This is a genomic window from Streptomyces axinellae, from assembly GCF_039532135.1.
GTDB lineage: Bacteria > Actinomycetota > Actinomycetes > Streptomycetales > Streptomycetaceae > Streptomyces > Streptomyces axinellae.
This window is the reverse complement of the sequence record NZ_BAAARJ010000017.1, coordinates 139,552-157,178: the sequence shown is the minus strand read 5'-3', so window position 1 is coordinate 157,178 and position 17,627 is coordinate 139,552. Positions and strand designations below refer to the sequence as shown.

Below are 17,627 nucleotides of genomic sequence, written 5' to 3'. Positions count from 1 at the left end.
GGTTCGCCGCCCAGGGCAGGACCCGGCAAGAGGAACGGAAGGGCCGTGCGCAGGGACGACGCTACGCCGCGACACCACGCCGCGAGGGGCGCGGGGAGCGGGAAGTGACCGTGAACGAACCGGGCACCCCCGCCGACTCACCTTCCGCTCCGTCCGCCTCCTCCGCCGCGGGCGGCTCCGGCGGGGACCGGGGCGACGGCGGCGGCTCCGGCGGCTCCGCTCCGGGCTCGGAGCGAGGTGCGGACGCCGGCTCGGGCCCGGCCGCCGAGCCCCCCTCGGAGCCGTCCCCCGACGCCGGGCAGGCGCCGCAGGAGGGGGAGGGGCCGGACGGACCGCGCGTCGCGGGCGCGGCGCCGGACGAGGTCCCGTACGCGGCACCGGGTGCCGCCGACGATCCTGGGAGTCCGGACGATCCCGCTGCGTCGGGTGGTGACGAGGGCGCTCCCGAGGACGACCCCGATCCCAGCGCGCTGCGCATCGAGGAGCTGATCCTCGGCTCGGACCGTCAGTACACGCCCTTCCAGGCGGCGCGTGCCGCCGGGGTCTCCATGGAGCTGGCCTCCCGTTTCTGGCGGGCGATGGGCTTCGCGGACGTCGGCCAGGCCCGGGCGCTGACCGAGGCGGACGTGCTGGCGCTGCGGCGGCTGTCGGGTCTGGTGGAGGCGGGGCTGCTGAGCGAGACGATGGCCGTCCAGGTGGCGCGCTCGACCGGGCAGACCACGGCGCGGCTCGCCGACTGGCAGATCGACTCCTTCCTGATGGGGCTGACCGAGCCGCCCGAGCCGGGCATGACCCGCAACGAGGTCACCTTTCCGCTGGTGCAGCTGCTGTTGCCGGAGCTGGAGGAGTTCCTCGTCTATGTGTGGCGCAGGCAGCTGGCCGCCGCCACCGGCCGTGTCGTCCAGGCGCAGGACGACGAGGAGATGGTCAACCGGCGGCAGGCCATCGGCTTCGCCGACCTGGTCGGCTTCACCCGGCTGACCCGGCGGCTGGAGGAGGAGGAACTGGGCGAGCTGGTCGAGGCGTTCGAGACGACGGCCGCCGACCTGGTCGCGGCCCACGGCGGACGGCTCATCAAGGCGCTGGGTGACGAGATCCTCTACGTCGCCGAGGACGCGGGCACGGCCGCCGAGATCGGGCTGCGGCTGATCGAGACGATGGCCAACGACGCGACGATGCCGGAGCTGCGGGTCGGTATCGCCTTCGGGACGATGACGACGCGGATGGGCGACGTGTTCGGCAACACCGTCAACCTCGCCAGCCGGCTCACCTCGATAGCGCCCAAGGACACGGTGCTGGTGGACGGCGCGTTCCGGGCCGAGCTGACCGGTTCGGGGATGGCGCCGGAGTCGGAGAAGGAGAGCGAGGACCTGTCCGGGTACCGCTTCGCGCTCCAGCCGCTCTACCAGCGTCCGGTGCGCGGCCTGGGCGTCGTCGAACCCTGGCTGCTGCGCCGCCGTCCCGCTTCCTGAAGGGCGTCTTCCGGCCTCCTGAAGGGCGCCCTCCGGCCGTATCGTGAGCCCCATGGATCACAGCGAGCAGGCGTTCGGGGAGTGGGTGCGGGTCCGCAGGGACGGGCCCGTGGCGGAGCTGGTGATGGACCGGAAGGGGGCGATGAACGCGGTCTCGACCGCGTTCGGCGACGCGCTCGCCGAGGCGTGCGCCGCGCTGGCCGGCGATGACGGGGTGCGGGCCACGGTGCTCACCTCCACGCACGAGCGGGCCTTCTGTGTCGGCGCCGATCTGAAGGAGCGCAACACGCTCAGCGACGCCGAGCTGGGTGCCCGGCGCCCGCGCTCCCGCGCCGCCTACGGGGGTGTGCTGGAGCTGCCGATGCCCACGATCGCCGCCGTGCACGGCTTCGCGCTGGGCGGCGGCTACGAACTCGCCCTCTCCTGCGACCTGATCGTCGCCGACCCGACGGCGGTCGTCGGCCTGCCCGAGGTGTCCGTGGGGGTCGTGCCCGGCGGGGGCGGCACGCAGCTGCTGCCGCGCCGGGTGGGGGCGGCGCGGGCCGCCGAGCTGATCTTCAGCGCCCGCCGGGTGGAGGCGGCCGAGGCGCACGCGCTGGGCCTGGTCGATCAGCTCGTGGGGCCGGGTGAGGACCGCGCCGAGGCGCTGGCGCTGGCGGGCCGGATCGCCGCGAACTCCCCGGTGGGGCTGCGGGCCGCCAAGCGCGCGCTGCGCACCGGTTGGGGCATGGATCTGCGCGCGGGCCTGGAGGTCGAGGAGGCCGCCTGGCGCACGGTCGCCTTCTCCGGTGACCGGGCCGAGGGGGTCGCGGCGTTCAACGAGAAGCGCGCACCCCGGTGGCCGGGCGTCTGATCCCCGGCGGCCGTCCGACGCTCCGGTGGGCGGGCGTGCGAGGCGGCGGCCGGATTTCCGGCGCGGTGGGCGGGCGTCCGAGGTGGTACCCGGGAGGTCCGGTGCGGCGATGAGGCAGAGTCCGGGCCTCCGGTTGGTACGGGGAGTGAGGTGAACCCCTGAGATCCGTGCGGCAGAACAGGGCGAATCCTCCTAACCTTGGCGATATGGGCCGAATGGGAGAGGACGCGGACGCGCGGCTGGGCGCGGTCGTCGGGCTGTCCCAGGCCATGGCGGCGGCCCAGACCTCGTCGCCCGCGGCCTCGGTCCCGCGCCCCCACGAGGCCGCCGGGCCGCTGCCGCACCGGGACCTCGCGCACGCTGCCGCGCTGGGCGCCTGCGAGGCGATGGGCGGCTCCTTCGCCGCGATATCGGTCTGGGAGCGCGACCGGGGGATGCTGCGGGTGCTGGCGAACGTGGGGGAGCGGGCGCCGGAGGAGGCGGAGTTCCCCGAGGACGAGTCCTATCCCGTGCACGCCTTTCCCGAGATCGCCGGGCTCCCGCACGAGGAGTGGGCCGGCGGCGGCATACCGCCCGCCTGGATCGGGACCAGCGAGGGCCCCGGCCACCGGCGGGCCGAAGCACTGCGCCGCCGGGGCCGGGGCTCGTGCGTGGTCGCGCCGATCGTGCTGCACGGGCGGCCCTGGGGCGAGCTGTATGTGGCACGCGGTGTCGCCGGGCCCGTCTTCGACTCCGGCGACGCCGGTTTCGCCACCGTGCTGGCGGCGATCATCGCGGCGGGCATCGCCCAGAACGAGCACCTGGAAGAGGCGCGCCGCCTGGCTTTCACCGACCCCCTCACCGGGCTCGCCAACCGCCGGGCGATCGACGCCCGGCTGGAGGAGGCGCTGGAGGTCCACCGCGAGCTGGGCACCGTCGTCAGCCTCGCCGTGTGCGACATCAACGGCCTCAAACGCGTCAACGACGCACACGGCCACGACGCCGGAGACCGGCTGCTGGAGCGGTTCGGCGACATCCTGTCCCTGTGCGGCGCGATGCTGAGCGGGGCGCTGGCCGGGCGGCTGGGCGGCGACGAGTTCTGCCTGCTGGCCGTCGGGCCCACGGCCGACGAGGTGGTGCGCGCCGCCGACGAGCTGTGCGGCCGGGCGGCCGGGCTGGAGCTGGGCGAGGGCGTCGCCTGCGGGGTGGCCTCCACCGGGGACCCGGTGGGGGAGGTGCGCTCGGCCCGCCGCCTCTTCCGTCTCGCCGACGCGGCCCAGTACCGCGCGAAGAGCCTCCGGTCGGCCGGGCCCGTGGTGGCCGGGCGCGAGGGCCCGCCCGAGGCGGACCCCACCCTCCGCCTGGCGGCGGCCGAGGCCCCGCCCCGGCCCCCGGAGCGCCGCCGCTTCCGGAACCGGTAGGTCCTGCTTGTCATGAGGGGCCGCTTGTCCTGGGGGGCGAGGGGTCGATCGTGACAGATCGCAATTCACTCATTAGGGTGCGTGAATATGAATATGCACACTGCGGCGGTGAAGACGGTGCTGGTCAAGGACGAGGGGACCACACCGGAGGACGTCCTCGCCGTCGCCCGCGACGGGGCCCGCGTCGAACTGCACGAGGACGCGGTACGGGCGCTGCGCACCGCACGCGGCTTCATCGACGACCTCGCGGCCAAGCCCGAGCCCGTCTACGGCGTCTCCACCGGCTTCGGCGCCCTGGCCGTCCGCCACATCGGGCCCGGCCTGCGCGCCCAGCTCCAGCGCAACATCGTCCGCTCGCACGCCGCCGGAATGGGCCCGCGCGTGGAGCGCGAAGTGGTGCGCGCGCTGATGTTCCTGCGGCTGAAGACCCTCGCCTCGGGCCGCACCGGGGTACGCCCCGAGGTCGCGCAGACCATCGCCGACGTGCTCAACGCGGGCATCACCCCGGTCGTGCACGAGTACGGCTCCCTCGGCTGCTCCGGAGACCTCGCGCCCCTCTCGCACTGCGCCCTCACGCTCATGGGCGAGGGCGAGGCCGAAGGCCCCGACGGCACCCTGGCGCCCTCCGGCGAACTGCTGGCCGCGCACGGCATCACACCCGTCGAACTGCGCGAGAAGGAGGGGCTGGCGCTCCTCAACGGCACCGACGGGATGCTCGGCATGCTGCTGATGGCCTGCGCCGACCTCGCGCGGCTGTTCACCTCCGCCGACATCGCCGCGGCCCTCTCCCTGGAGGCGCTGCTGGGCACCGACCGGGTGCTCGCCCCCGAGCTGCACGCCATCCGCCCGCACCCGGGCCAGGCCGCCAGCGCCGCCAACATGCTGAAAGTCCTGGACGGTTCGGGCCTCACCGGCCACCACCAGGACGACGCGCCCCGCGTCCAGGACGCCTACTCCGTGCGCTGCGCCCCACAGGTGGCGGGTGCCGGACGCGACACCCTGGCCCACGCGCGCACCGTCGCCGAACGCGAGCTGGCCGCCGCCGTGGACAACCCGGTGGTGCTGCCCGACGGGCGGGTGGAGTCCAACGGCAACTTCCACGGCGCGCCCGTGGCCTACGTCCTCGACTTCCTCGCCGTCGCCGTCGCCGACCTCGCCTCCATCGCCGAACGCCGCACCGACCGGCTGCTCGACAAGAACCGCTCGCACGGACTGCCGCCGTTCCTCGCGCACGACGCGGGCGTCGATTCGGGGCTGATGATCGCCCAGTACACGCAGGCGGCCCTCGTCAGCGAACTGAAGCGGCTGGCGGTGCCCGCCTCGGCCGACTCCATCCCCTCCTCGGCCATGCAGGAGGACCACGTCTCCATGGGCTGGTCGGCGGCGCGCAAGCTGCGCACCGCGCTGGACGGGCTCACCCGCGTCGTCGCCGTCGAGCTGTACACGGCGGCGCGCGCGGTGGAACTGCGCGCCTCCGCCGGGGGGCTGACCCCCGGCGGCGCGGCGCGGGCCGTCGTCGCCGGGCTGCGGGAGGCCGGGGCGCAGGGTCCGGGCGAGGACCGCTTCCTGGCCCCCGACCTGGCCGCCGCCGAGGAGTTCGTCCGCTCGGGCGCGCTGGTCGCCGCGGCGGAGAAGGCCACCGGCCCGCTGGCGTAGCGGCGCCTGGCGGGGTACGGGCGGCGCGGACGCCGTGCACGGTGCGGGCGGTACGGGCGGTGCGCGGGCTCATTCCCCGTTCGGCGCGCCCCCGTTGTGGCCGCTCTCCTCGTTGCCGCCGTGCTGCTGGTCCTGCTGGGTCACCGCGCCCTGCCGGGGGGCGGGGCCGTCCGGTCTGTCGGCGGTGGCGTTGGCCGTGGGGACGAACCACAAGGCACACAGGACACCTCCGGCCGCCGCTGCGGTGGCCAGGGGGCGCCGGTGGGCTGACAGCTTGGAGAGTCCGGCTCCGGACACGTTGAAGGCCCCTCCGTGGGTGCGCGCGGATATGGCGTGCGGCTCTCGTCGGGGAACGCGAACTGCCCGCACGCGGGCTGATGTTACTGAGATCCCAGGGCCAGGGGGAAGCCGTGCTTCCGCTCGCGTTCCCGTACGCGGGTGCGAGCGGAGCCGGGAGGGGGTGCATGGTTGAGGTGCGGACGGGTGTGAACAGGCCCGTCCGCGGGCACCCGGCAAGGACGCGAGGACGCCCTACGTGTCCTAGCCCACAGTTTCGCCCCGTGTGGAACCGGTCATAGTCAGATTTGCGTTCTGATGCAGAGAGCTGGGGCGCACATGTCCGTTTTCGGGCGCTGTGGGGGCGTACGCAGCTGAAACCGGGGAGACATGGGTTCCGAAGGTATATGGAGAAGCCAGTGATAACGGTGGGGAAGCGCCGCAAGGGACTTGCGGTGACAGCTGCGCTGCTGGGCGGAGTTTTGACGCTGAGTGGATGCGGCGGGGACGACGGGGGTACGGAGAAGTCCTCGGCGAAGTCCGACATATCCGCCGAAAAGAACACTTCGGCCGCACGAATAAAGCTCTCTTCCAAAGACGGCTCCGACAGGGCCAGCATCAACCGCGGCGGCGATGTCTCCGTCAGCAAGGGCAAGCTCACCGGCGTCACCATGAAGGCGGCGCAGAGCGGTACCACTGTCGAGGGCACGCTCGCCGACGACGGCACGAGCTGGAAGCCCACCAAGCCGCTGGAGCGGGCCACCAAGTACGAGATCACGGCGAAGGCGAAGGACAGCGACGGCCGCAAGGCGGTCGAGAACGCCACCTTCACCACGGTCGCCCCCGACAAGAGCTTCATCGGCACCTATGCCGGTGAGGACGGCGCCACCGTCGGTGTGGGCATGCCGGTCTCCCTCACGTTCGACAAGCAGATCGCCAACAAGAAGGCCGTCCAGTCCGCGATCAAGGTCAGCTCGACCAGCGGCCAGGAAGTCGTCGGCCACTGGTTCGGCAACGACCGCCTCGACTTCCGTCCCGAGGAGTACTGGAAGCCGAACTCGAAGGTCACCCTCGACCTCAAGCTCGACGGCGTGGACGCGGGCAACGGCAACACCGGCGTCCAGGACAAGAAGGTCACCTTCAACATCGGCCGCCAGCAGATCAGCACGGTGGACGTCACGAACCACACGATGAAGGTCGAGCGCGACGGCAAGACCCTCAAGAACGTGCCGATCTCCGCGGGCAGCGCGTCCAACCCCACGTACAACGGCAAGATGGTGATCTCCGAGAAGCACACGGAGACCCGGATGGACGGCAACACCGTCGGCTTCGGCCGCAAGGGCTCCGAGGGCTACGACATCAAGGACGTCCCGCACGCCATGCGGCTGTCCACCTCCGGCACCTTCATCCACGGCAACTACTGGGGCGCGCCCTTCGGCACCGGCAACACCAGCCACGGCTGCGTCGGCCTGAAGGACACCCAGGGCGCCGGCAGCACCAGCACGGACGGTGGCTGGTTCTTCAAGGGGTCCCTGATCGGCGACGTGGTCGTCGTCAAGGGCTCGCCGGACAAGACCATCCAGCCCGACAACGGCCTCAACGGCTGGAACATGGACTGGGCGAAGTGGAAGGCGGGCTCCGCGGTCTGATCCGCTCCCGCACCGTGCCACACCGCACACCAACGCCGTGGGCCCCCTCCGTGAAAGCGGAGGGGGCCCACGGCGTTGGTGCGGAAGCCCGACGAACCTCTGACTCAGGTCTCCCGGGTCAGGACGTCTGGGGTCTCCCGGGTCAGGGCGCTTGCGGGCGCGTCACTTCTTCTCGCAGCCCACCAGCTCCGCGCTGGTCGCGCGGGCGGTCGTGCGGACGGTGATCACCGTGTCCACGCGGGACTTGGCCGCGGGGATCGCCGCGTTCTTGCGGCCGACCTCGTTGCCGCTCTCCGCCTGGGTGCGCAGCGTGCACACGCCCGCCGTGCCCGCGTCCTTGCGGACCTCCAGGTGGACCTCTACGGCGCTGTCCGAGACGACCTTGAACTTGATCATCTCGCCGCTGACTTCCTGGCCCGCGATGTAGGAGGAGCCGAGCCAGGCGATCAGGGCCAGCATCAGGACGCCCAGCACCCCGCCGGTGATCTTGAGCCCGCGGTCCGTGTCGGTGCTGCCGCCGCTGCCGCCGCGCGCTGTGTTCCGTGTGCTGGGGGTGCGGCCGTAGCGCCCCTCCGGAACCTTCGTGGCCCCCGGAGTGCCCGGGGTCTCCGGCGCCTTCGGGGCCTTCGGGACCTCTGGTACGTCCTGGCGCAGGTCGGCCATGGTCCGTTCCTCTCAGCGGGGCCCGGGGCCGGGGCGGTCCGGCGATACCGGGAATAATCGGGGGGCTGATTCGGTCACTATAGAAGCCGCACGGGAAAGTCCCGAGGGCGGGCCGCTGAGGGCGGGCTGAGGCGGGGCCGCTGTGACCTTACGAGGATTGAGTCTTGACTGAGCAACTGCGACTGATGGCCGTGCACGCGCACCCCGACGACGAGTCGAGCAAGGGCGCGGCGACCATGGCGAAGTACGTCGACGAGGGGGTGGACGTACTGGTCGTGACATGCACTGGCGGAGAGCGGGGCTCCATCCTCAATCCAAAGCTCCAGGGGGACACGTACGTCGAGGAGCACATCCACGAGGTGCGCAAGAAGGAGATGGACGAGGCGCGGGAGATCCTCGGCGTCAAGCAGGCGTGGCTCGGCTTCGTCGATTCCGGTCTGCCCGAGGGCGATCCGCTGCCCCCGCTCCCGGAGGGCTGTTTCGCGCTCCAGGACGAGGACGTGGCGGCGGGCGCGCTGGTGCGGCTCATCCGCGAGTTCCGGCCGCAGGTCCTGACGACCTACGACGAGAACGGCGGCTACCCGCACCCGGACCACATCATGACCCACAAGATCACGATGCTGGCCTTCGAGCACGCGGCGGACACCGAGAGGTACCCGGAGGCGGAGTTCGGCCCCGCCTGGCAGCCGCAGAAGGTGTACTACAACCAGGGCTTCAACCGCGAGCGCACCCTCGCCATGCACAACGCCATGCTGGAGCGGGACCTGGAGTCCCCGTACACGGAGTGGCTGGAGCGCTGGGAGAAGATGGGGATCAAGGCGCGGGAGATCACCACGTACATCCCCTGCGGCGACTTCTTCGAGATCCGCGACAAGGCGCTGATCGCGCACGCCACCCAGATCGACCCCGACGGGGGCTGGTTCCGGGTCCCGCTGGACATCCAGCGGGAGGTCTGGCCGACCGAGGAGTACGAGCTGGCGAAGTCGCTCGTGGACACCTCCCTCCCCGAGCGCGACCTCTTCGCGGGCATCCGCGAGAATTGACGGTATGAGCCCGACGCAGACAACGCTGGTCCAGGTCCTCCCCCTCGCGGCGAAGGACCTGGACGAGAACAAGGTCACCCCCGGCGTCCTCGGATTCCTCGTCTTCGCGGCGATCGGCATCGCGGTGTGGATGCTGATGAAGTCGATGAACAAGCACATGAACCGGGTGGACTTCGAGGACAAGTCCGTGTCCACCGGTCCCGCCGGTTCCGCCGGCCCCGGCACGTCCGGCACCCTCGGTGACGGGGCGGAGCCGGCGGCCAAGAAGGAGCGGGCCGCAACGGCGGCGCCCTCCGCGCCCAAGCCCAAGACAACCGGCTGAGGGGCACCCTCTTCCGGTCTTCCGGAACCCTCCCGGATCTTCCGGAATCCCCTCGGACAGGAGCACTCATGCTGTTCGGCAGGTTCAAGAACCAGATCCCCGCTCCCGAGGAGGCCCTCCCGGGCCGCCCGGAGCCCGCCTACTCGGTGCCCGAGCGCCACACCGTCCTCGGCACGCCCCTCCAGGGCCCGTACCCGGAAGGTCTGGAGACCGCGGACTTCGGCATGGGCTGCTTCTGGGGCGCCGAGCGCGTCTTCTGGCAGGCGGACGGGGTCTGGACGACCCTGGTCGGCTACCAGGGCGGCTCCACCCCGAACCCCTCGTACGAGGAGGTCTGCTCGGGCCTCACCGGCCACACGGAGGCGGTGCGCGTCGTGTACGACCCCGCGAAGGTGTCGTACGAGGAGCTGCTCAAGCGCTTCTGGGAGGCGCACGACCCCACCCAGGGCTTCCGCCAGGGCAACGACACGGGCACCCAGTACCGCTCCGCCGTCTACACCCACTCCGCCGCCCAGGCCGCCACGGCGGAGGCGTCCCGCGACGCCTACCAGCGGGTACTGACCGGCTCCGGCCACGGCACCATCACCACCGAGATCCTCCCCGCCGAGGGCCGCCCGTTCTACGCCGCCGAGGGGTACCACCAGCAGTACCTCGACAAGAACCCCGCCGGGTACTGCGGCATCGGCGGCACGGGCGTCTCCTGCCCCGTGGGCATCGCACCCGCCTGAGCGGGAGCGCCGTGCGCGCCGCCGCGTGGGCCGCCGGCGCTCAGAGCGAACGCCGGTTCCCCCTGCGGGGGGACGGGGCGGTACCGGGCGGGCCGGGTACGGCGGCCTGGCGGGCCTCGCCCAGCGGTGGTGTCGCCGCAGCGGTCGCCGCCGCGGCCCTGTCCGGCGCTCCCGGGGGCTGCCAGCGGTGCACGGCCGCGGCGAGAGATTCCGGGGGCCCGGGGGCCGACTGCCCCGGGAGCCGCTCCAGTTCGCTGGTCACTCGCTGAACTCGGTCTCCCACCTCCTGCATCCGCTGCTGCACCCGGGGCAGCGGCTGCCCTCGCTCCCGCTCCAGCAGCAGGTCCTCCAGGGGCTGTTCCGACAGCTCTTCCTCGCGCTGCCGCAGGCCCTCGCGCCCGGCCAGCTCCTGGAACCGCTCCTCGGTCTCCTGTAGCCACCGCTGGTCATCGGGGCCTGGCCGCAGTGTCCCGGCCAGTTTCAAGAGCCGGTCGCCCAGCGCTTGCAGCTTCTGCCGCCGTCCGCGTTCCTGCCGTTGCGCGAGCAGCCGCTGGAGCTGCTCCTCCTGCGTCTCGGCCGGGGAGAGCGCCGTCCGCGTCGGCTGCGCCGCGCGCAACTCCAGCAGGTTCTCGCGCTGCGCCAGCACTTTTCGCAGCTGTCCCGACGCTTTCCGTAATTGCTGCTGGGTGCGATCGGCGGGCTGCCCTTGCTCCTGGGGCTCGGGCTCTTGCGTCGTTCCCTGCGGTATCGGCATGGCAGCATCATGCCGCGCCGGATCCGCGCCCGGGTGCCGGTTCCGTGTCGTCACCGGTTGAACCGGTGACGGTTGTGAGAGAGGGGCGGCGGTGTCGCGTTCGGGGTGCGCGGGGCTCTGACCAGGAGTGGCGCCACCGGCTTCTTCCCTTTTCCGCCGGAATTGTTAAGCTCGTGGTTTCGCCCACCTGTGAAGGCGCAGCCTTCCTGGTAGGGCGTTTCCTGCATTTGCTGTTGATTCCCAGTACCGACGAGGAGCACCTGTGACCCAGACCAGCGACAACGTCACCTGGCTGACCCAGGAGGCGTATCACCAGCTCAAGGCCGAGCTGGAGTACCTGTCGGGTCCTGCACGCACCGAGATCTCCAAGAAGATCGAGGCGGCTCGCGAAGAGGGTGACCTCCGCGAGAACGGCGGGTACCACGCGGCCAAGGAGGAGCAGGGCAAGCAGGAGCTGCGGATCCGCCAGCTCCAGCAACTCCTGGAAAACGCCAAGGTCGGCGAGGCCCCGGCGGACGACGGTGTGGTGGAGCCCGGCATGGTCGTCACGATCGCCTTCGACGGCGACGAGGACGACACCATCACCTTCCTCCTGGCGTCCCGCGAATACGCCAGCGCCGAGGTCGAGACCTACTCTCCGCAGTCGCCGCTGGGCGTCGGTGTGATGGGCAAGAAGGTCGGCCAGGACGCGGAGTACGAGCTGCCGAACGGCAAGATGGCGTCCGTACGGATCCTCAAGGCCAAGCCCTACCAGGGCTGAGCAAGCCCCACTTCCGCCAACGGCGGGCGGCCCGCGCTCCGGCGCGGCGCCGCCCGCCGTTGGCGCGTCGTCGCGGGGCGGCGCGCGGCCCGCGCCCGTACCGCACTGGCCGTACACCCGCGCAGCACCGGGCGTACACCCGCACAGCATTAGGTGTAAAGGACAACCTGTTCGGCTGGCTCCGACACGAGAGACCATCGCTCGCACCGGAGGAACCGCACATGTCCACGCCACGCGCTCAGCGCCTCTCCCGTACCACGCGCCGCAGGCTGGCCTGGGGCACCGCCGCCGTCCTGGCCGCGGGCGTCGCCGTGCCGAGCTTCGCCTACGCCGGGCCCAGCGGCGGCCAGGGCTCCGCAGCGGCCAAGAGCGGTCACCGTGCCAAGAACGTCATCGTGCTCATCGGCGACGGTATGGGCGACTCGGAGATCACGCTCGCCCGCGACTACACCGTGGGCGCGGGCGGGCGGCTGAACATGGACAGATTCCCCGCCACCGGCGCCTACACCACCTACTCGGTCGATGAGAAGGGCAAGCCGGACTACGTCACCGACTCGGCCGCCAGCGGCACCGGCTGGGCCACCGGGAACAAGACGGTCAACGGCCGCATCTCCAAGACCCACACCGGCAAGCCGGTGCCCTCCATGCTGGAGCTGGCCAAGAAGAAGGGCATGGCGACCGGCGACGTCACCACCGCCGAACTGACCGACGCCACGCCCGCCGTGCAGAACGCGCACGTCACCGACCGCGACTGCCAGGGCCCCGAGGACATGAAGAAGTGCCCGGCCGACACGATCGGCAAGGGCGGTGAGGGCTCCATCGCGGAACAGACGGTCACCACCGGCGCCGATGTCCTCATGGGCGGCGGCAAGGCCCGCTTCGACCAGAAGATCAGCGAGGGCCGGTACAAGGGCAAGACCGTCACCGAGCAGGCCCGTAAGGCCGGCTACCGGCTGGTGACGGACAAGAAGGGGCTCGCCTCGGCCAAGCCGGGCACCCCGCTGCTCGGGCTGTTCGCACCGGGCACCGTGCCCGTCGAGTGGACCGGCAAGAAGGCCGCCAAGGGCGGCACCGACCCGCAGCGCTGCACCACCGGCAACCCCGCACGCCCCGCCACCACACCGGCCCTGGCCCAGCAGACCAGCAAGGCCATCGACCTGCTGGAGGCCAGGCAGCGGGCCAAGAAGTCCGGCAAGGGCTTCTTCCTCCAGGTCGAGGGCGCCTCGATCGACAAGCAGGACCACGCGGCCGACCCCTGCGGTCAGATAGGGGAGACGGCGGCGTTCGACCGCGCCGTGCGGGTGGCTCAGGAGTACGCGAAGAAGCACCCCGACACGCTCGTGGTGACCACCGCCGACCACGCGCACGCCAGCCAGATCGTGCCGGTGGACGCGAAGCCGGCGGGGCTGTCCTCCACGCTCGTGACCGACGAGGGGCAGCCGCTCCAGGTCAGCTACTCCGACAACGACCCCGCCGAGGACCAGGAGCACACCGGTACGCAGGTTCGCATCGCGGCGATGGGCCCCTCCTCCGACCGCGTCACGGGTGTCACCGACCAGACCGACCTCTTCGGCACCGTGACCCGCGCCCTGCGGCTGCGCTGAGCTTCCGGCCCCGCCCTCGGCCTCACTCCGCCCTCCGCTCCGGACGGGCTCGGACAGAGCCCGTCCGGAGCGTCCGCTTCCGGGGGCGCCGGTTCCGCCCGGCAGGCGTCAGACCGCCGCCGAGCGGTACTTGCGCACCGCCAGGGTGCGGAAGACCAGCACGATCACCACGGACCAGATCAGCGAAGCCAGCACCGGGTGCTGCATGGGCCAGGCGTCCGGCACCGGGTAGTGGGGCGGAAAGTTGCCGAACAGGTCGCGGCAGGCGACCACCGTCGCGCTGAAGGGGTTCCACTCGGCGATGTGCCGCAGGAACGCCGGCATGTTCTGCGAGGGCACGAACGCGACGGAGATGAACGTCAGCGGGAAGAGCCAGATGAGCCCGCCGGAGGTGGCCGCCTCGGGTGTGCGCACGGTCAGACCGATCAGCGCGCCGATCCAGGTGAAGGCGTAGCCGAGCAGCAACAGCAGGCCGAAGCCGGCCAGCGCGTTGAGGATGCCGTCGTGGGCCCGCCAGCCGACGATCGCGGCGACGATGGCGAGGACGACCAGTGTCAGCGCCGTCTGCACGAGGTCGGCGAGTGTGCGGCCGGTCAGGACCGCGCCGCGGGCCATGGGCAGGGACCGGAAGCGGTCGATGAGGCCCTTGTGCATGTCCTCGGCGATGCCCGCTCCCGCGCCCGCCGTGGCGAAGGTGACGGTCTGCGCGAAGATGCCCGCCATCAGGAACTGGCGGTAGGTCCCGGCGTCGGTGCCCGCGCCCGGGACCTTGATGGAGCCGCCGAAGACATAGCTGAACAGCACCACGAACATGATCGGCTGGATGAGGCCGAAGATGACGACCTCGGGGATGCGCACCATACGGATGAGATTGCGCTTGGCCATCACCAGGGAGTCGGTGACGGACTGGGCGAAGCCGCCGCGTCCGCTGGGTGCCGCGCTCGACGCTGCTGTGCTGGTGGTGCCGCTCACTTGGCCCTCTCCTCGGTCTCGGTGCCGTCCTGTTGCGTCGCCGCGGTCCCGGACTTCAACTCCGGCTCGTCCTCGGCCGCGTGGCCCGTCAGGGAGATGAAGACGTCGTCGAGGGTGGGGCGGCGCAGTCCGATGTCGTCGATCTCGATGCCCCGGCTGTCCAGTTCCCTGATCACCTCGGCCAGCAGCTTGGCGCCGCCGGCCACGGGGACGGTCAGCTTGCGGGTGTGCGACTCGACGGTGCAGCCCTCCTGGGTCGTCCCGCGCAGGCCGTGGCGGTCGAGGATCTCGCGGGCGGCGTCGATGTGCGCGCGCTCGTGGACGACGACCTCGATGCGCTCGCCGCCGGTCCGGTCCTTGAGCTGGTCGGAGGTGCCGCGGGCGATGACCTTGCCGTGATCGACGACCGCGATGTCGTGTGCGAGCCGGTCGGCCTCCTCCAGGTACTGGGTGGTCAGCAGCAACGTCGTACCGCCGGCGACCAGTTCCTCGATGACCTCCCACAGTTGCTGCCGGTTGCGCGGGTCCAGCCCGGTGGTGGGCTCGTCCATGAACATCACGGGCGGGCTGACCACGAGCGCGGCGGCGAGGTCGAGACGGCGGCGCATGCCGCCCGAGTACGTCTTGGCCGTACGGTCACCCGCGTCGGCCAGGTTGAAGCGCTCCAGCAGCTCGTTCGCGCGCTTCTTCGCGTCGCGCCCGGACATCTGGTAGAGGCGGCCGACCATCTGAAGGTTCTCACGGCCCGTCAGATACTCGTCCACGGCGGCGAATTGGCCGGACAGGCCGATGGACCTGCGGACCGCCGTGGGGTTCTTGAGCACGTCGATGCCCGCGACGACGGCCCGGCCGCTGTCGGGCTGGAGGAGCGTGGTCAGTACCCGGACCGCGGTGGTCTTGCCCGCGCCGTTCGGCCCCAGCAGGCCCAGCACGGTGCTTTCGGGAACGTCGAGATCGACGCCGTCCAGAGCCGTGACGTCGCCGAACGTCTTCACCAGACCCTCGGCGTAGATGGCACCCGGCATTGGTGGTCTCCCAGTGGTGTGGAGAGTGGATGCTGCGAAATCGGATGAGAACTCTGGACCTGTGAAGATGCTAGGTCCGCCGGGCAGTTCCGGCACGTACGGCAGGTATGCGAGGTGGCACCGGACCGCCGGGCCCGGCGCACAGCAGTATGAGCGACGCGATGTATCGCGTCAAGTAATACGCGATAGCTCGCGTTACGGAAGGGCCGCGTCCGCGCGCCGCGTCACGGAGGGACGGAGGGGGGACGGACGACGGACCGCGTCCGCGTCCGCGTTCGTGTGCGCGGACGTCAGCTCATGACGCGGTAGCCCGCCGCGCGCAGCGAAGAGGCGACCTCGACGCAGTGCTCGGGCCCCTTCGTCTCCAGGTGCAACTCCACCTCCACCTCGTCCAGCCCGAGCCGGGGATCGGTGCGGACATGGCTCACGTCCAGGACGTTGGCGTCGGCCGCCGACAACGCGCTCATCAGCGCGGCGAGCGCGCCCGGCCGGTCAGAGACCCGCAGCCGCAGCGACAGATAGCGCCCGGCCGCCGCCATCCCGTGCCGCAGCGTCCGCTGGAGCACCAGCGGATCGACGTTCCCCCCGGACAGCACCGCCGCCACCGGGCCCGGGAACGCGCCCGGCTCCGAGAGCAGCGCCGCCACCGGGCTCGCCCCGGCCGGCTCCACCACCAGCTTCGCCCGCTCAAGGCACAGCAACAGCGCGCTGGAGAGGGCGTCTTCGGACACCGTGCGCACCTCGTCGACCAGGGTGCGGATGATGCCGAACGGGATGTCCCCGGGCCGGCCCACCTTGATCCCGTCGGCCATGGTCGAGACCGACTCCAGCGCCACCGGCTCCCCGGCGGCCAGTGACGGGGGATACGCCGCCGCGCCCTCGGCCTGCACGCCCACCAGCCGGATGTCGGGGCGCAGCGCCTTGACCGCCACCGCGATCCCCGCGATCAGCCCGCCACCGCCCATGCCCACCACGATCGTGCGCACCTCGGGGCACTGCTCCAGCAACTCCAGCCCCACGGTGCCCTGGCCCGCCACCACATCCGCGTGGTCGAAGGGGTGGATGAAGACCGCACCCGTGGCGTGCGCGTACTCCCGCGCGGCCTCCAGCGTCTCGTCCACGACCTGGCCGTGCGTCCGCACCCGCGCCCCGTACTCCCGGGTGGCCGCCACCTTGGGCAGCGGGGCGCCCACCGGCATGAAGACCGTCGAGGTCACCCCCAGCAAGGACGCCGCCAGCGCGACCCCCTGCGCGTGGTTGCCCGCGCTCGCCGCCACCACCCCGCGCCGCCGCTCCTCGGGGGAGAGGCCCGCGATGCGCACATAGGCGCCGCGCAGCTTGAACGAGCCCGTGCGCTGGAGGTTTTCACACTTGAGGTGCACGGGCGCACCCACCAGCGCGGACAGGTGTCTGCTGCCTTCCAGCGCGGTCGTCCGGGCGACGCCCGAGAGCGTCTTGTACGCGAGGCGTACCTCGTCCAAAGACACCGGAAGCGACGCCGTGGTGTCCCCTGCTGTGCTGGTGACCATGTGCTCCAGTCTCGCAGCCGTGCGCGGGTCCGCGCCGGACATGTAAGGCCCGTACGCCGGTTCCGCCGCTGACTTCGGGTAGCTCAGGTCACTGGTTTGTGCACTGAAGGTACGTCCTGCTCCCGCTGCGCGTACCCTGTCCGCACCACACCCCGGATTCCGTTCCTCACGGAAGACCCGAACACTCGAAACCTCCCGCAGACCGACGAAGTGAGCACACCGGCCATGCCCACGCCCCCGGACATGACGACAGACACCACAGACGACCACCGCGCGGTGCCTGCCGAAGGCAGTGCCCTCTCAGAACCCGGCCCCGCCGCGGCCCCGGTGCTCGACGCGCTCCAGCACCAGCTCGCCGTGTACGCGCGCCGCGCCGAACAGACCCGGCTCGGCGGACTCGGCCAGGCCCGCAACTCCATGGACCGGGCCGCCTACCTGCTGCTCAACCGGCTGGACCAGGAAGGCCCGATGGGCGTCAAGGCGCTCGCCGCAGGCATGGGCATCGACTCCTCGACGGTGACCAGGCAGGTCGCACCGCTGGTCGAGTCGGGCCTGGTCAAGCGGACCTCCCACCCGGAAGACGGCCGCGCCGTCGTCCTCCAGCTCTCGCCGCGCGGCCACTCCAGGCTGGAGGAGGTCCGCTCCTCGCGGCGCAGGCTGATGGAGCTGATCACCCAGGACTGGACGGCGGAGGAACGCGGCGTCTTCTGCAAGCTGCTGACCCGGTTCAACACCGCGATGCTCGACTTGAACCCCGCCAGCCTCGCCCCGTCCCCGCAGCCGCCCGCCGAGGGCGGCCAGGGCACGCCCGCCTCTTGATTTGATCAGGGCGCCTGCCGTCCCATAGGCGGCGGGAGGCGGCGTGCGCGAGCCACAGGCACGGCAAGACGGCCGAGGCAGCCGATGCGGTCGGCGCGGCCA

General features: G+C 71.7%; 17 protein-coding genes. 11 read left to right on the top strand and 6 right to left on the bottom strand.

The annotated features are described in order from the left end of the window. Positions 1-104 precede the first annotated feature (104 nt). The 4 genes from ABD339_RS24425 to hutH all read left to right on the top strand — a co-directional run bounded on the left by ABD339_RS24425 (position 105) and on the right by hutH (position 5,381). On the top strand, positions 105-1,472 hold the full coding sequence (locus tag ABD339_RS24425) for an adenylate/guanylate cyclase domain-containing protein (RefSeq protein ID WP_344568657.1): 1,368 nt from the start codon (positions 105-107) through the stop codon (positions 1,470-1,472). Between the two features lie 52 nt (positions 1,473-1,524). Next, a complete protein-coding gene (locus ABD339_RS24420; RefSeq protein WP_344568656.1) occupies positions 1,525-2,325 on the top strand; it encodes an enoyl-CoA hydratase/isomerase family protein in 801 nt (266 codons plus the stop codon). Positions 2,326-2,540: 215 nt separating this feature from the next. Further along, positions 2,541-3,725: a GGDEF domain-containing protein gene (locus tag ABD339_RS24415; protein ID WP_344568691.1), complete on the top strand. Its 1,185-nt coding sequence runs from the start codon at positions 2,541-2,543 to the stop codon at positions 3,723-3,725. Positions 3,726-3,812: 87 nt separating this feature from the next. Next, positions 3,813-5,381: a histidine ammonia-lyase gene (hutH, locus tag ABD339_RS24410; RefSeq protein ID WP_344568655.1), complete on the top strand. Its 1,569-nt coding sequence runs from the start codon at positions 3,813-3,815 to the stop codon at positions 5,379-5,381. A 69-nt stretch (positions 5,382-5,450) separates the two neighbouring features. Here the strand turns inward: hutH and ABD339_RS24405 are convergent, their stop codons facing one another. Further along, positions 5,451-5,678 carry a hypothetical protein gene (locus tag ABD339_RS24405; RefSeq protein WP_344568654.1) on the bottom strand — a complete coding sequence of 76 codons (228 nt, stop codon included), beginning with the start codon at positions 5,676-5,678 and terminating at the stop codon, positions 5,451-5,453. 386 nt (positions 5,679-6,064) lie between these two features. Here ABD339_RS24405 and ABD339_RS24400 point away from each other — a divergent pair, with 386 nt between their 5' ends. After that, complete coding sequence (locus ABD339_RS24400; RefSeq protein ID WP_344568652.1) at positions 6,065-7,306, top strand: L,D-transpeptidase; 1,242 nt, start codon at positions 6,065-6,067, stop codon at positions 7,304-7,306. Between the two features lie 162 nt (positions 7,307-7,468). Here ABD339_RS24400 and ABD339_RS24395 read toward each other — a convergent pair whose 3' ends face one another. After that, on the bottom strand, positions 7,469-7,969 hold the full coding sequence (locus ABD339_RS24395) for a DUF4307 domain-containing protein (protein WP_344568650.1): 501 nt from the start codon (positions 7,967-7,969) through the stop codon (positions 7,469-7,471). A 164-nt stretch (positions 7,970-8,133) separates the two neighbouring features. Here ABD339_RS24395 and mca point away from each other — a divergent pair, with 164 nt between their 5' ends. The 3 genes from mca to msrA all read left to right on the top strand — a co-directional run bounded on the left by mca (position 8,134) and on the right by msrA (position 10,062). Then, positions 8,134-9,012 carry a mycothiol conjugate amidase Mca gene (gene mca, locus ABD339_RS24390; protein WP_344568648.1) on the top strand — a complete coding sequence of 293 codons (879 nt, stop codon included), beginning with the start codon at positions 8,134-8,136 and terminating at the stop codon, positions 9,010-9,012. Positions 9,013-9,016: 4 nt separating this feature from the next. After that, positions 9,017-9,334: a hypothetical protein gene (locus ABD339_RS24385; RefSeq protein WP_344568646.1), complete on the top strand. Its 318-nt coding sequence runs from the start codon at positions 9,017-9,019 to the stop codon at positions 9,332-9,334. A gap of 68 nt (positions 9,335-9,402) precedes the next feature. Next, entirely contained in the window at positions 9,403-10,062 is a 660-nt protein-coding gene (gene msrA, locus ABD339_RS24380) for a peptide-methionine (S)-S-oxide reductase MsrA (protein WP_344568645.1), read from the top strand. 40 nt (positions 10,063-10,102) lie between these two features. Here msrA and ABD339_RS24375 read toward each other — a convergent pair whose 3' ends face one another. Continuing rightward, positions 10,103-10,816 carry a hypothetical protein gene (locus ABD339_RS24375; RefSeq protein ID WP_344568644.1) on the bottom strand — a complete coding sequence of 238 codons (714 nt, stop codon included), beginning with the start codon at positions 10,814-10,816 and terminating at the stop codon, positions 10,103-10,105. Between the two features lie 262 nt (positions 10,817-11,078). Here ABD339_RS24375 and greA point away from each other — a divergent pair, with 262 nt between their 5' ends. Beyond that, positions 11,079-11,576, top strand: a complete 498-nt coding sequence (gene greA, locus ABD339_RS24370; RefSeq protein WP_344568643.1) for a transcription elongation factor GreA — start codon at positions 11,079-11,081, stop codon at positions 11,574-11,576. A 221-nt stretch (positions 11,577-11,797) separates the two neighbouring features. Next, positions 11,798-13,180 carry an alkaline phosphatase gene (phoA, locus tag ABD339_RS24365; RefSeq protein ID WP_344568642.1) on the top strand — a complete coding sequence of 461 codons (1,383 nt, stop codon included), beginning with the start codon at positions 11,798-11,800 and terminating at the stop codon, positions 13,178-13,180. A gap of 108 nt (positions 13,181-13,288) precedes the next feature. Here the strand turns inward: phoA and ABD339_RS24360 are convergent, their stop codons facing one another. The 3 genes from ABD339_RS24360 to ilvA all read right to left on the bottom strand — a co-directional run bounded on the left by ABD339_RS24360 (position 13,289) and on the right by ilvA (position 16,706). After that, on the bottom strand, positions 13,289-14,152 hold the full coding sequence (locus ABD339_RS24360; protein ID WP_344568641.1) for an ABC transporter permease: 864 nt from the start codon (positions 14,150-14,152) through the stop codon (positions 13,289-13,291). Beyond that, the gene (locus tag ABD339_RS24355) at positions 14,149-15,177 is read right to left on the bottom strand and encodes an ATP-binding cassette domain-containing protein (RefSeq protein ID WP_344568640.1); all 1,029 of its coding nucleotides are present in this window, start codon (positions 15,175-15,177) and stop codon (positions 14,149-14,151) included. Before ABD339_RS24355 ends, ABD339_RS24360 begins: the two co-directional genes overlap by 4 nt. 290 nt (positions 15,178-15,467) lie before the next feature. Beyond that, positions 15,468-16,706 (bottom strand): threonine ammonia-lyase, encoded by a 1,239-nt coding sequence (ilvA, locus tag ABD339_RS24350; RefSeq protein WP_344568639.1) that lies wholly within the window; start codon positions 16,704-16,706, stop codon positions 15,468-15,470. Positions 16,707-16,931: 225 nt separating this feature from the next. On the opposite strand from ilvA, the gene ABD339_RS24345 reads away from it, so the two are divergent. Then, complete coding sequence (locus ABD339_RS24345) at positions 16,932-17,525, top strand: MarR family winged helix-turn-helix transcriptional regulator (protein WP_344568637.1); 594 nt, start codon at positions 16,932-16,934, stop codon at positions 17,523-17,525. Positions 17,526-17,627: the final 102 nt, after the last annotated feature.